General features: G+C 66.1%; 10 protein-coding genes. 8 read left to right on the top strand and 2 right to left on the bottom strand.

The features are described 5' to 3' along the window. Positions 1-5 precede the first annotated feature (5 nt). A complete protein-coding gene (locus N5I32_RS19035) occupies positions 6-788 on the bottom strand; it encodes a DeoR/GlpR family DNA-binding transcription regulator (protein WP_261497531.1) in 783 nt (260 codons plus the stop codon). Positions 789-1,010: 222 nt separating this feature from the next. Here N5I32_RS19035 and N5I32_RS19030 point away from each other — a divergent pair, with 222 nt between their 5' ends. Genes N5I32_RS19030 through N5I32_RS19000 form a run of 7 tightly spaced genes read left to right on the top strand, consistent with a single transcriptional unit; the run spans position 1,011 to position 11,949 of the window. Continuing rightward, a complete protein-coding gene (locus N5I32_RS19030) occupies positions 1,011-1,955 on the top strand; it encodes a choline kinase family protein (RefSeq protein WP_197647685.1) in 945 nt (314 codons plus the stop codon). A 41-nt stretch (positions 1,956-1,996) separates the two neighbouring features. Further along, complete coding sequence (locus N5I32_RS19025) at positions 1,997-4,444, top strand: GcvT family protein (protein ID WP_261497530.1); 2,448 nt, start codon at positions 1,997-1,999, stop codon at positions 4,442-4,444. 53 nt (positions 4,445-4,497) lie between these two features. Then, positions 4,498-5,427 (top strand): ABC transporter substrate-binding protein, encoded by a 930-nt coding sequence (locus N5I32_RS19020; protein WP_261497529.1) that lies wholly within the window; start codon positions 4,498-4,500, stop codon positions 5,425-5,427. A 57-nt stretch (positions 5,428-5,484) separates the two neighbouring features. Continuing rightward, complete coding sequence (locus N5I32_RS19015; RefSeq protein ID WP_261497528.1) at positions 5,485-6,540, top strand: ATP-binding cassette domain-containing protein; 1,056 nt, start codon at positions 5,485-5,487, stop codon at positions 6,538-6,540. Continuing rightward, positions 6,537-8,474, top strand: coding sequence for an ABC transporter permease (locus tag N5I32_RS19010; RefSeq protein ID WP_261497527.1), 1,938 nt, complete (start codon positions 6,537-6,539; stop codon positions 8,472-8,474). Before N5I32_RS19015 ends, N5I32_RS19010 begins: the two co-directional genes overlap by 4 nt. 52 nt (positions 8,475-8,526) lie before the next feature. Then, positions 8,527-10,941 (top strand): GcvT family protein, encoded by a 2,415-nt coding sequence (locus N5I32_RS19005; protein WP_261497526.1) that lies wholly within the window; start codon positions 8,527-8,529, stop codon positions 10,939-10,941. 18 nt (positions 10,942-10,959) lie between these two features. After that, positions 10,960-11,949 (top strand): choline kinase family protein, encoded by a 990-nt coding sequence (locus N5I32_RS19000; RefSeq protein ID WP_261497525.1) that lies wholly within the window; start codon positions 10,960-10,962, stop codon positions 11,947-11,949. 56 nt (positions 11,950-12,005) lie between these two features. Here the strand turns inward: N5I32_RS19000 and N5I32_RS18995 are convergent, their stop codons facing one another. After that, positions 12,006-12,809, bottom strand: a complete 804-nt coding sequence (locus N5I32_RS18995) for a DeoR/GlpR family DNA-binding transcription regulator (RefSeq protein WP_261497523.1) — start codon at positions 12,807-12,809, stop codon at positions 12,006-12,008. 144 nt (positions 12,810-12,953) lie between these two features. Between N5I32_RS18995 and N5I32_RS18990 the strand changes: the two genes are divergently transcribed. After that, positions 12,954-14,234: a class-III pyridoxal-phosphate-dependent aminotransferase gene (locus tag N5I32_RS18990; protein ID WP_197647693.1), complete on the top strand. Its 1,281-nt coding sequence runs from the start codon at positions 12,954-12,956 to the stop codon at positions 14,232-14,234. Positions 14,235-14,241: the final 7 nt, after the last annotated feature.

Raw genomic sequence — 14,241 nt, 5'->3', positions numbered from 1 at the left:
TTCCCTTACGCTGCGCCGGGTCTTGAGGGTTGCGGCACGACGATCTCGGCGCCGCGGGCGCGGATGGCCCCGGCCAGATCCTTTTCCGGCATCCGGTCCGACACCAGCGCGCTGACCTGCGACCAGTCGGCATAGCGCGACGGAAAGCGGCGGTTGAACTTGGAGCCGTCGGCCAGGATCATGCATTTCTCGGATCGCCGGATCATGCAGCGATAGACGTCCGACCCTTCGAGCAGGGCATCGCTCGCGCCCTCGGCCCCGATGCCGCTGGCGCCCAGGATGCACCAGTCGGCGCTGTAATGTTGAAGGAATTCGACGGTCTGAACCCCGTGCATCGCCCGCTCGCCGGGGTGGAAGACGCCTGGAGCCATCACGATGGTCAGGCTTGGGTTGGTTTCAAGCGCGGGGATCACGCCGAGGGAATGCACGATTACCGTGAGGTCCTGGCATTCGTTGGCGATCTGCCGCGCCGCGTGAACGGTGGTGGCACCCGACCCCAGCATGATCGTCTGGGCGTCGCCCAGCAGATCCCGGGCGAGACGCGCGATCAGTTTGCGTTCCTCGACCAGCAGGTCGTTGCGCTGGTCGACGTTGGTTTCCGGCCCGTGGCGCAACAGCGCGCCGCCATAAAGCCGGTCGACCAGACCGAGGTCGGTCAGTTCCTGAAAGTCGCGGCGGATCGTTTCGCGCGTGACGTTCAGCGTGGCCGCGATCTCGCTGATGCGGAGCGTCGGCTGTTCGCTCAGCAGCGCAAGTATCTCCTTGTGACGCAAAGGCTTCTTAGACAAAGATCCGATCCTTTCCGCCCGTTCCATGGCTAACTTTCATGATTGGCCCCACGACGCAAGGCCGGTCGCCGGGCGGGATTGCGTTGGTTTGACCATGTCACGTCCCGACCTATCTTCGCAGAAATTGTGGCATATGCAACATTATCTATTGCTAAGAGCAACAATAATCGGCTTCATTGATGTTGCGAATCGCACCAGAAACAGCATCCGGGGATATGCGCCATGGTTGACCAGCTGTTGGAGAACGCCGCGACTCTCGCCCGCATCGCCAGGCTGGCCTGCTTTGCCGGCGAGGTGCGGACGCGCCCCCTGATCGGCGGATTGTGCAACACGAACTTCGTGGTCGCCGACGACAGGGGCGAGTATGTCGTGCGGATCGGCGGCGACATCTGGGTGCACGGGATCGTCCAGGCCTCGGTCCAGAATGCGATGCGGGCGGCCGGCGATATCGGCGTCACGCCGCACCTAGTGTACGCCGAGCCGGGGCTGGTCGTCACCGACTTCATCCACGGGCGGCCGCTGGTCGCGGCGGATATCGACGACGAGGCAATTCTCGGCGGCTGGGTGGCGCGCCTGCGCGAGCTGCACACGGGCGGACAGGCCGTTTCGGGGGCGATCGTGCACTTCTCCGGGATCCAGGCCTCGCGCCACTATCTGCGCTTCTGCCGGCAGCATGGCAGCACCGTCGGCGGGCTGGATGCGCTCGGCCCCGTGATCGACGCGCTGGAGGCGCGGGTCGGCCCCTATGTCCCGGTCTTTACCCACAACGACGTGGTGCCGCAGAACACGATGGTCGACACGGCGGGTCGAGTGCATCTGATCGACTGGGACTATGGCGGCTTTGGCCATCCCTGGTTCGACGTCGCGGGCCTTGCCACCAATGCCGACGCCACGCCTGATCATGAGGACCGGATCATCGAGCTTTACGCGGGCGAGGTGACGGAGGCCCTGCGCGAGCGGTTCCGGCTGTTCAAGGTCATCGTCAACCTGCGCGAATACCTGTGGGGCATCGTCCAGGACCTGTCGTCCAGCCTCGACGCCGCCATCGTCAGCGCGGGGATGAGCGCCCTCTACCCCGGCGAGACGCCCGGTTTCTCGGGCTATGCCGACATGAACCGCCGGCGGTTCGAGGCCAGCCTCGAGGCCTATCGCCGCCGTCACCCCTGAGCGCCCCGAAGCGCCCCGTCATCAATCCAGGAACATACGGAATGCCCAGCGAATTTCCCACCCAGGCCAGGATCGTCATCATCGGAGGCGGCATCATAGGCTGTTCGACCGCCTATCATCTGGCCAGCATGGGCGTCACGGATGTCGTCCTGCTGGAGCGGAACAGGCTGACCTCGGGGTCGACCTGGCACGCGGCGGGCGCGATCGGGCAGCTGCGGTCCAGCGCGAACATCACGCGGCTGCTGGGCTATTCGGTCGAGCTGTACGACCGGCTTGAGGCCGAGACCGGCCAGGCTACCGGCTGGGTCCGCAACGGTTCGCTGCGATTGGCCCGGACCGATGCGCGGCAGGCGGAATTCGAACGCGCGGCGACGACGGCGCGGTCCTTCGGATTGCGGTTTGACATGATCGGCCCGGACGACGTGCAGAAGATGGTGCCGATCCTGGATCTGGCGGGGATCAAGTCGGCGGCCTTCGTCCCGAGCGACGGGGTGGGCAACCCCAGCGACATCACCATGGCTCTGGCCAAGGGCGCCCGGATGAAGGGGGTGCGCGTCATCGAGGATTGCCAGGTCACCGGGATCGAAACCGCGAACGAGACGGTCACCGCCGTCGTCACCGCACAGGGGCGCATCGCCTGCGAGGTGGTGGTGAACTGCGGCGGCATCTGGGCACCGGAGCTGGGCCGGATGGCCGGGGTCAACGTGCCCCTGCAGCCCGCCTATCACCAGTATTTCGTGACCGAGAAGATCGAAGGTCTGACCCGTCACATCCCGACGATCCGCGATCCCGACTTCCTGACCTATTTCAAGGAGGATGTGGGCGGGTTGCAGATCGGCGGATACGAGTTCAACCCCATCCCGTTTGACGTGCCGCGCATCCCCGACGGTCACGAGTTCAAGCTGATGGAGCCGGACACCGAGCATTTCGAGCCGCTGCTGCTGAACGCGATGAAGCTGGTTCCCGCCTTGGGCGAGGTCGGGGTCAAGACTTGGTTCAACGGGATCGAGGCCTTTACCGAGGACGGGATGTTCATCCTGGGCGAAGCGCCCGAGGTGCGGAACTATTTTGTCGGGGCGGGGTTCAACGCATTCGGCATCGCCTCGGGCGGCGGCGCCGGCCGGGCGCTGGCGGAATGGGTGCTGGAGGGCGAGCCGTCCTTTGACCTGTGGAGCGCGGACATCCGCCGCTTCGGCGGTCATCACCGCTCGCGCCGGACGGTCATGGCGCGGTCGCTGGAGGGGCAGGCGGGGCATTATGCGATGGGTTGGCCCCATCTTGAGACGACGGCCGCCCGTCCGCTGCGGCGCAGCCCGCTTTACGGGGTGCTGAAAGAGGAAGGTGCGGTCTTCGGTGCGAAACTGGGCTGGGAACGGCCGAACTGGTTTGCGCCGAAAGGGGTGGCCCCACAGGACGAGCTGACCTTCGACCACCCGAACTGGGTACCGCATGTCGCGGCCGAGCATCGCGCCGTGCGCGAGCGGGCGGGCCTGTTCGACCAGAGCTCTTTCGCCAAGTTCATGATCGAGGGCCCCGACGCCGAGGCAGAGCTGCAACGGCTCTGCGCCAGCAACATGGCGCGCAAGACCGGGGCGGTCATCTATACCCAGATGCTGAACAGGCGCGGCGGGATCGAGGCCGACGTGACCTTCTGCCGTCTGGGGCCGAACCGCTATTACATGGTGACGGGCACCGGCTATGGCACGCATGACGCGACGCATCTGCGCCGCAACCTGCGGCCGGATGCGCGGGTGACGGTGGCCGAGGTGACCTCGGCCTATTCCACCCTGTCGGTCATGGGCCCGGCGTCCCGCGACATCCTGCAACCCCTGGCCGAGGGCGACCTGTCGAACGCGGCCTTCCCCTTTGCCACCTGCCGGCAGATCTTTGTCGCCGGCGCGCCGGTGATCGCGGTCCGCGTCACCTTCGTGGGCGAACTGGGCTGGGAGCTGCACGTTCCGACCGAATATGCCCTGACCCTGTACGAAGCGATCCGCCGGCAAGGCGAAGGCCATGGCCTGGCGAATGCAGGCTACCGCGCGATCGACTCGCTGCGTCTGGAAAAGGCCTATCGCATCTGGTCCGCCGACATCGGCCCCGATTTCACCCCCTATGAGGCCGGGCTTGGCTTTGCCGTCCGGCTGGACAAGGGCAGCGATTTCCTGGGCCGTGACGCCCTGCTGGCCGCCCGGGATCGGCCGCTGTCCCGCCGCCTTGTCACTCTGAGCGCCGACCCCTCGGTCGTGCTGCTGGGGCGCGAGACGATCTATCGCGACGGCCAGCGCATCGGCTGGCTGTCCTCGGGCGGGCTGGGCCACACGGTCGGGCGTGCGATCGGGCTGGGATACCTGCGAACGAACGACGGGCTGGACGACGATGCGGCCCTGCTGGCCGGAACCTACGAGCTTGAGGTCCGCACCCGACGCCTGCCCGCGACACTGCATCTCGAACCGCTCTACGACCCGGCAGGCGTACGCGTCCGGGGCTAGGGACGACCAGTCAGACCACCAACAAAAAACGGATCACAACAGGGAATATCGCGATGAAGAGAGGACTGACCACACTGTCGGCACTGTTTCTGGGCACATTCGTGGCCGGAACGATACCCGCTTTGGCCGAGGATTCCGCCGATCCGATCAAGTTCGTCCTGAACGACTGGACCGGGCAGCTGATCTCGGCCCAGATCATGGGCGAGGCGCTGAAACGCGAGGGCCTGAACGTCGAATATGTCCAGGCGGATGCCATGGCCCAGTTCGTGGGCATGAAGTCCGGCGATCTGCATGTGGCGATGGAGGTCTGGGCGACGACGCAGTCGGATGTGCTGAACGAGGCGGTGGCCTCGGGCCAGGTCGAGAACCTGGGTGAAAGCGGGATGCAGGCCAAGGAGGAATGGTGGTATCCGCTGTACATGAAAGAGGCCTGTCCCGGCCTGCCGAATTGGGAGGCCCTGCTGGAGCCTGACTGCGTGGCGGCCTTCTCGACGCCGGAAACTGCGCCGAAAGGCAGGTATCTTGGCGCCCCCGTGACCTGGGGCGGGTTCGACGAAGAACGGGTGGAAGCCTTGGGCCTGGACTTCGAGGTGATCCACGCCGGAACGGATGCCGCCCTGTTCGCCGAGCTGGAATCCGCCTACCAGCGCAGTGCGCCGATCATCCTGTGGATCTATACGCCGCACTGGGTGCCGGCAGTCTATGAGGGCGAGTATGTCGAGTTCCCGCCCTTCACCCCGGAATGCTATTCGGAAGAGCGCTACGATTGCGGCAAGCCGACCGGACCGATCTGGAAGGCTGCCTGGACCGGCCTGGCCGAGAAATGGCCGAAGGCGCATACGGCGATCAGGAACTTCCAGCTGTCTTCCGAGGAAAGCAACGAGCTGATCCGCAGGGTCGATGTCGAGAAAGAGCCTTTGGAAAAGGTCGTTGCCGAATGGCTTGATGCCAATGAGGCGCGCTGGAAGGCCTGGATGCAGTGACGGCACGCGGCCCGGGCCCTGGGGTCCGGGCCGCCCCTGCATGACAGGAGTTCCGATATGTCGAAGACCACCGCCCCAGTGCAGCGCCGGACCAAATTGTCCTGCCGCGAGATCTGGAAGCTATACGGGCCGAACGCGGACCGACCCGCCGCCAGCCGTGACGAAGTGGAAAGCCGCGCCGCCAACGGCCGCTGCTTTGCCGCGCTGAGCGATGTCAGTCTGGATATCGGCGAAGGCGAGATCTTCGTCGTCATGGGCCTGTCGGGGTCGGGCAAGTCGACGCTGCTGCGTTGTCTGGCGCAACTGGTCGAACCGACCTTCGGCAATGTCGAACTGGACGGCCGATCCCTGACCCGCATGGGGCAGGCCGAACTGCGCGAGGTTCGCCGCCATGACATGGGCATGGTGTTCCAGCATTTCGGCCTGCTGCCGCATCTGACGGTGGCGGGCAATGTCGCCCTGCCGCTGAAGATCCGTGGCGAAAAAGCCGAAAGCCGGGACCATGCGGTCGCAACCGCGCTGGAGCTGACCGGCCTTGCCGCGATGGCGGATCGCCTGCCGGCCCAGTTGTCCGGCGGGCAGCAGCAACGCGTCGGCCTGGCCCGTGCACTGGCCGTCGGCCCGGGTCTGCTGTTCCTGGACGAGCCGTTCTCGGCGCTGGACCCGCTGATCCGGCGCGAGTTGCAGGACGAGCTGATCCGGCTGCAGGCGGGGTTGCACAAGACGATGGTCTTTGTCACCCACGACTTCTCCGAAGCGGTGCGCGTCGGCGACCGCGTGGCGATCATGAAGGACGGCAGGCTCCGTCAGGTCGGGACGCCCGAGGATATCGTTCGCCAGCCGGCCGACGATTATGTCCGCAATTTCGTCGCCGGCGTTGACCTGACCCGGGTCATCCGTTGTGCCACCGCGGCCCGCCCGGCCAGCCGGAGCGACTATGCCCATGCCGTTTCCGGTCAAGGCCGCCTGTCCGATGCCGCCGAAACGCTGATGGCCGCCGGGGGCGGGCCCATCGCCGTTCAGGGCGAGGACGGGTCTCTGATCGGCGAGATCGACCTGCATGCCGTGCTTGCCGCCGTGTCCGGCAAAAGCCTGGCCGGAGAGCCGGCATGACCCGCTTTCGGCCTCGCGCGATCTGGTTGCTTCTTCCGGCGGCCGTGGCCGCGCTGTGGATCGCGCAGCAGTTTTCCTGGGCCACGCGCTTTCCCAAGGCCTGGGAGCTACCCGTCGCGAAGACCGTGTCGAAAAGCGCGGCGGTGGTGACAGACAACCTGAGCTGGCTGACCCGGCTGTTCGCCACGGCGATCGAAGTGCCGATGACCCTGGTCGTCGCCCTCCTGTCCGAAGGCGGCGCGCTGACGCTGGGCGGGTTCGCACTGGATCTGCCGCCGCTGTCGTGGAGCGGCCTTGCGCTGGCGGTGGTCTGGACGGGTTGGCGGACCGGCGGCCCCGGGCTGGCGCTGCTGCAGGCGCTGGGATGCGCTTATCTGCTGTTCTTCGGCCAGTGGTCGGCGGCGATGCTGACGCTCGCCTCGGTCGTCATCGCGGTGCCCTTTGCCCTGGGTGCGGGGGTCGTGCTGGGGATCGTTGCCTGGCGGATGCCGCGGCTGGACCGCTGGCTGGTCACGCCGGTGCTGGACCTGATGCAGACCGTCCCCGCCTTTGCCTATCTGGTGCCGACGCTGGTGCTGTTCGGCTTTGGCCCGGTTTCGGCGCTGATCGCGACGGTGATCTTTGCCCTGCCGCCGATGGCGCGGGTCACGACGCTGGCCCTGTCGCGGCTGCCGGGTGCGATCACCGATCTGGCCGCGATGATGGGCTGCACACGGGGACAGGCGCTGTGGCGGGTGCTGCTGCCGGCCGCAATGCCGATGCTGCTGGTCGGGCTGAACCAGACGGTGATGATGACGCTGAACATGGTCATCATCGCCTCGATGATCGGGGCAGGGGGGCTGGGCTTCGACGTGCTGCTGGCGCTGCGCCAGCTGGACATCGGCCGCGGGCTGGAGGCCGGTGCGGCAATCGTGGTGCTGGCGATCATGCTGGACCGTCAGGGGCGTGTCCTGGCCTCGGGCTGGAGCCGCGGGCAGGCCATGTCCCGGCGGCGGGGCCTGGGGCTGGTGCTGGTCCTTGGCGCGCTGCTGGGCACGACGCTGCTTGGCCAGATCCATGCCCCGTTGCGCGCCTTTCCGGAAAGCTGGCAGGTCACCACGGGGTCCACGATGGACAGCCTTGTCGCCTGGCTGAACGTCAACTTCTTCGACACGATCGAGGCGGTCCGGGTCTTTCTGCTGATGAACCTGATGAACCCGATCCGGATCGCCCTGGCCAGCGCGCCCTGGCTGGGGGTGATGACCATCGTGGCGATGCTGGGCTGGGTTCTGGGTGGCTGGCGGCTGGCGGTCCTGGGTCTGGGGGTCGGCGGTTTCTGTCTGGTCACCGGCCTGTGGGACGAGACCATGACGACGATCTACCTGTGCCTGACGGCGGCGATCCTTTCGGTCTCGCTCGGCGTTCCTCTGGGCATTGCCGGGCATCGCTGGCCGCGTTTCGGCAAGCTGCTGACCCTGGCAGTCGAGCTTTTGCAGACCATGCCCAGCTTTGTCTACCTGATCCCGGTCGTCATGCTGTTACGGGTGGGCGACGTATCGGCCATGATCGCCATCGTCGCCTTCGCGGTGACGCCGGTGATCCGCTACACGATGGCGGCGTTCGAGGCGGTTCCCCCGGCCCTGACCGAGGCCGGAACGGTGATGGGCTGCACTTCGGGGCAGATGCTGCGCCATGTGCAACTGCCGGTGGCGCTGCCCACCATCCTTTTGGGCATCAACCAATGCTTCCTGTTCTCGCTGGCCATGGTGGTGATCACCGCCCTGGTCGGAACGCGGGACCTTGGCCAGAAGGTCTATATCGCCCTGACCAAGGCCGATGTCGGATCGGGACTGGTGGCCGGGCTGTGCCTTGGGCTGGTCGGCATCCTGGTCGACCGGCTGTTTCGGGCCGCAGCCGCCCGCATCGCCCCGCAGGAACCCAACTCTCATGCCTGAGGCCGCGCGCGGCGCGGCCCGGGCCCATCTTCACAAGGCAGGTCTACAGGAAATGCTACCTCAATCAGCGCAAATCGTGATCGTCGGCGGCGGAATCATCGGCTGCTCCATCGCCTATCATCTGGCAAAGGAGGGCGTCACCGATGTGGTCGTGCTGGAACAGTTCCAGCTGACGCATGGCGCGACCTGGCATGCGGCCGGCGTGGTGGGACAGCTGCGGAATTCCCAGAACGTCACACGGATGCTGCGCCGCAGCGTGGCGCTGTACGCCACCCTGCAAGAGGAAGCCGGGCAGGCCATCGACTTCAAGCAGGTGGGCTCGCTGCGAATCGCCTCGTCCAAGGACCGGATGAAAGAGTTCCGCCGCTCGGCCACCACGGCGCGGTCCTTCGGGATGGAGATGGACATCCTGACCCCGAAAGAGGCGCAGGACATGTTTCCCATCATGTCGCTGGACGGGGTCGAGGGCGCGACCTTCATCGCCTCGGACGGCTATGTCGACCCGGCCAGCCTGTGCCAGGCGCTGGCAGCCGGTGCCCGGGCGCGGGGCGTGCGCTTCATCCAGGGCTGCGAGGTCACCGGCTTTGGCATCGAGAACCGCCGCATCACCCAGGTGCGCACCGCGCAGGGCGATGTCGCCTGCGAGACGGTGGTGAACTGCGCCGGGATGTGGGGGCATGAGCTGGGCAAGATGATGGGCAGCCGGATTCCGGCCTTTGCCGTCGAACACCAGTACCTGATCACCGATCCGATCCCCGACCTGCCGAAGGGCATGCCGACGGTGCGCGACCCCGACCTGCTGCTGTACTGGAAGCCGGAGACCCGCGGCATCGTCGTCGGCGGCTATGAGCCCGACACCCTGGCCTTTGCCCGCAACGGCATTCCGTCCGGATGGGACATGCGCCTGCTGCCCGACAATTTCGAACGGTTCGAGCAGCTGGCCGTCAATGCGGCCCGGCGCACCCCGGTCGTGGGTACGGTCGGCGTGCGCCAGATGATCAACGGCGCGATCCCGATTTCGGCGGACGGCGATTTCGTGATGGGCAAGGCGCCCGAACTGGACAACGTCTTTGTCTCGGCCGGCTTCGTATATGGCATCGCCGCCGCCGGTGGCGCGGGCGCGGTGATGGCGGAATGGATCCTGGAGGGGCGCCCCGCCAATGCGCTCTGGCCGCTGGACGTGCGCCGGTTCTCGTTCCACCACAACACGCGGTATTTCATGTACGACCGCGCGGTCGAGATCTATGCCCATCACTACAAGATGAAATGGCCGACCGAGGAGCTGGAGTCGGTCCGCCGCATCCGCAGCTCGCCGCTGTATCCGCTGCTGAAGGAAAAGGGCGCGGTCTTCGGGTCGCGGGCGGGCTGGGAGCGGCCGAACTGGTTTGCCCCGGCGGGTGTCGAGCCGGTGGATAAGCCCTCGTTCGACTGGCCGAACTGGCATGTCCATGTCGCCGCGGAACACCGCGCCGTGCGCGAGGGCGTGGCGATGATCGACCTGTCCTCCTTCGCCAAGATGGAGGTGATGGGGCCGGGCACGCTGGCCGCGCTGCAACGGTTGGCGGTCGCCAATGTGGACCGTCCGGTCGGCAGCGTGATCTACACCCAGATGCTGAACGAAACGGGTGGGATCGAGGCCGACCTGACCCTCTGCCGGCTGGGGGCGGAGCATTTCTATGTCGTGACCGGCACGGCCTTTGGTGGGCATGATTTTGGCTGGATCCGGCAGCACCTGCCGCAGGACGGGCCGGTCCATACGATCGACGTCACCTCGGGCTGGGCGGTGATCAACCTGTGCGGCCCCAGGTCGCGCGACGTGCTGGCCGCCGTGGCCGAAGAGGATGTGTCGGGCGCTGCCTTCCGTCACGGGCAGATGCGCAACCTGACGCTGGGCGCCGCGCCGGTCCGGGCCATGCGCGTGTCGTTCACCGGCGAACTGGGCTATGAGCTGCATGTCCCGACCGAATATGCCGCGCATGTCTATCGCGTGTTGTCCGAGGCGGGCCAGCCGCAGGGTATCCGCGACATCGGCTATCGCAGCCTGAACAGCCTGCGGATGGAGAAGGGCTTTATCGTCTGGGCGGGCGATGTCTCGCCGGACTACACGCCGTTCCATGCCGGGCTGGACCGGCTGGTGTCCTGGAAGAAGGGCGACTTCATCGGCCGCGCCGCGCTGGAACGGATCCGCGATGCGGGTGGCCCGGATCGCCGCCTGTGCACCTTTGTGCTGGATGTCAAATCCCCCGTACATGGAGGCGAATGCATCCTGCGCGACGGCAAGGTGCTCGGCGTCACCACCTCGGGCGACTTCGGCCATACGGTCGGAAAGTCGATCGTCTTTGGCTATGTCCCCGCGGCTGAGGCGGGTCATGCGGACTTTGAGGTCGAGGTCTACGGCGAGCGGATTGCCGCGCGCCGCGTCGATGGCCCGCTCTACGACCCCGAGGGGTTGCGGATGCGCGGCTGAGCCAAAAAGGAGAAGAAAATGACACAACAGGGACTAAACACCGACGCGGAAGAGCGCGATCGCCAGATCCGCGCCCAGGACCTTGCCTCGCGGCACATCTTCGAGACTCCCGTCGACCCGTCCACCATCGGGATCGAACCGCTGGCCGGGATGACGAACCGCAACTATCTGGTCACGGTGAACGGCCAGCGGTTCGTGGTCCGCATCCCGGGCGCGGGCACCGAGGATTACATCGACCGCAAGGCGGACGAAGAGGCCGGGCGGTTGACCTCCTCGCTGGGGGTGAACGCACCGCTGGTCTGGTACGATCCGGCGACCGGCGCGCAGATTACGCGTTTTGTCGAGGGCGCGGTGCCGATGAACCCCGAGATCCTGCGCGATCCCCGCGCAGTGTCCGAGGCGGCCCTGGCCTTTCGCACGCTGCACACCTGCGGCAAGAAGCTGCGCAACGATTTCAACGAAAAGACCGTGGCGCAGGAATATCTCGACCTGCTGTCGGCCCGCAACGCGCGGATGCCCGATGGCTATGCCCAGGTCCAGGAAGAGGCCGAGGTGATCCGCAGCGCGCTGCGTGCCACGGCGCCGGAGCTTGTGCCCTGCCACAATGATCCGGCGCCCGAAAATCTGGTCTACACCGGCACGCGCGCCCATATCCTGGACTGGGAATTCGCTGGCAACAACGATCCCTTCTGGGACATCGCCGACCTGTCGGTCGAGGCCGGCTTTACCGAGGCGCAGGACCGCCAGTTCCTGGAGGCCTATCTGGGCCGGTTGCCGACCGACGGCGAATATGGCCGGGTCATGTGCTACAAGGCGCTGGCCTTCCTGCTGTGGACGCTGTGGGGCTGCCTGCAGGAAGCCAACAGGAACCCCCGGCCGGCCTATCAGTTCAAGAGCTACTGGGACTATGCCATGGACCGTTTCACCCGGTGCCAGGCCATCATGCGCGCCCCGGAGTTCCCGGCCCTGCTGGAGGCCGTGCGGCGCTCGGTTCCCGCGACGGCCTGATCCCGTGGCATCTGCCAAGGAACCGCCCCCGGTCTGAGCGGGGGCGGCTTTTTTGTTCAGCGGCCTGTGCTGTCGGACCCAGAGTTGTCGGGCAGGATGATCTGCGCCCCGGCCTCGCGCATCGTGAGGTACAGATCGCCTTCGGGCATCCGGTCGGTCACAAGGCTGATCCGGTTGCTCCAGCTGCTGAGCAGCGTCAGGGCGCGCTTGCCGAACTTGGAATGGTCGGCAAGCACGACGACGCGTTCCGCCGTCCGCAACAGCGCGCCATAGATCTCGCCGACCTGCAGCATCGCCTCGCTGATCCCGGCGGCGGCCAGGCCCGAGGCGCCGATGATTGCCACCTCGGCGCGATAGCGCTCCAGCGCGCGGATCGTTTCGGGACCGTAGACCACCCGTTCCTGCGGTTCGAAGATGCCGGGCAGAAGCATGACCTCGATCAGCGGGTTGGCGGACAGCTCCACCGCAATGGGGTAGGCGGGGGTGATGACAGTGCGGCGCTGCTGGGTATCGCGCAGGGCTCGGGCAAAGGTCAGCATGGTTGCCCCGCCGCCCAGAACCAGCGTTTCGGAATCGCCAAAGCGGTCCACGGCCGTCTCGGCGATGGCCCGCCGTTCCGCCACATGCAGGGCCAGACGCTCCGTCAGCGCCGGCTCGAATCGGCTGCCTGCGCTGACCGCGCCGCCATAGGTGCGGCTCAGCCGGCCGATCTGGTCCAACTCGGCCAGGTCGCGGCGGATGGTCTCGGTCGAGACTTCAAGCTGGTCTGCCAACTGGTTGACCCGAAGAGTCGGGTTGGCCTCCAGCGCCGCCAGGATTCGGGCGTGGCGCATTTCCTTGCGCGATCTCGTCGGTTTCAAGCGGACCCCCCGGAGCTGCTGCGCCTGCCAAGGTTTTGCCGAAGCCGTTCGCCGGCTTCAATCATTTTTTTGCCCGATTGCCAACATTTAGTGTTGCCAGTCACACATTACGATGACAGTCTTCGGTCAAACGGAGGTACGCTCGTGTTCAACTACGGATTCTTCAACTTCGATTCGAAGGCCGAGCTGCTCGACAAGGCGATCGAATACTGGAACCCCGGCAAGACCAAGTTCTGGCAGGATGCGGGCATCGATCTGGTGATCGACCGGCGCGAGGGCTACTTCCTTTACGACATGTCCGGTCGCCGGCTGATCGACCTGCATCTCAATGGCGGGACTTACAATTTTGGCCATCGCAACCCCGAGCTGGTCGCCACGCTGAAGTCGGCGCTGGACTATTTCGACATGGGCAACCATTGGTTTCCGTCGGTCGCACGGGCGGCCTTTGCGGAAAAGCTGGTCAAGACCGCGCCGGGGATGAAATACGCGATCTTCGGCGCAGGCGGCGCCGAGGCTGTGGAAATCGCACTGAAGACTGCCCGATATGCCACAAAACGCCGCAAGATCGTGTCGATCATCAAGGGCTACCATGGCCATTCGGGCCTGTCGGTGGCGACCGGCGACGACCGTTTCTCGAAGATCTTCCTGGCCGACCGGCCCGAGGAATTCGTCCAGGTCCCGTTCAACGACATCGACGCGCTGGAGCGCGCGCTGCGCGGTCGCGACGTGGCGGCCTTCATCATCGAGACGATCCCGGCCACCTACGGCTTCCCGATGCCCAACGACGGCTATCTGAAGGCCTGCCAGGAGCTGTGCCGCCGCTATGGCACGCTTTACATCGCCGACGAGGTGCAGACCGGGCTGATGCGCACCGGGATGATGTGGGGCTGGCAGTCCTATGGGCTGGAGCCGGACATGTTCGTCACCGGCAAGGGCCTGGGCGGCGGGATCTACCCGATCTCGGCCTGCGTCGTGACCGAGAAATGTGGTGGCTGGCTGCATGAGGACGGGGCTGCGCATATCAGCACCTCGGGCGGGTCGGAGCTGGGCTGCGTGGTGGGCCATCAGGTCATCGACATCCTGCAGCGCCCCGAGGTCATCTCGAATGTCCATTTCGTCGCGGATTTCTTCCACCGCAGCCTGAACCAGATGATGGCCGCCCACAGCGATGTCTTCGTCGGCATCCGCCAGCGCGGGGTGATCCTTGGGCTGGAGTTCGACCACCCCGAGGGTGCGGTCGCCGTGTCTCGCGCGCTGTATGAAAACGGGGTCTGGGCGATCTTCTCGTCGCTCGACAAGCGGGTGTTGCAGTTCAAGCCGGGCGTCCTTCTGGACGTCGCAACCTGTCAGGAAATCGTCGACCGGATGGAAGCGGCCATGCCGCGCGTGCGGGCGCTGTTGCGCAGCCCGCGGCGGGCCGCCTGATCCGGGA

The organism is Albidovulum sediminis, assembly GCF_025380365.1.
Lineage (GTDB): Bacteria > Pseudomonadota > Alphaproteobacteria > Rhodobacterales > Rhodobacteraceae > Albidovulum > Albidovulum sediminis.
This window is presented reverse-complemented; position numbering and strand designations above follow the sequence as displayed.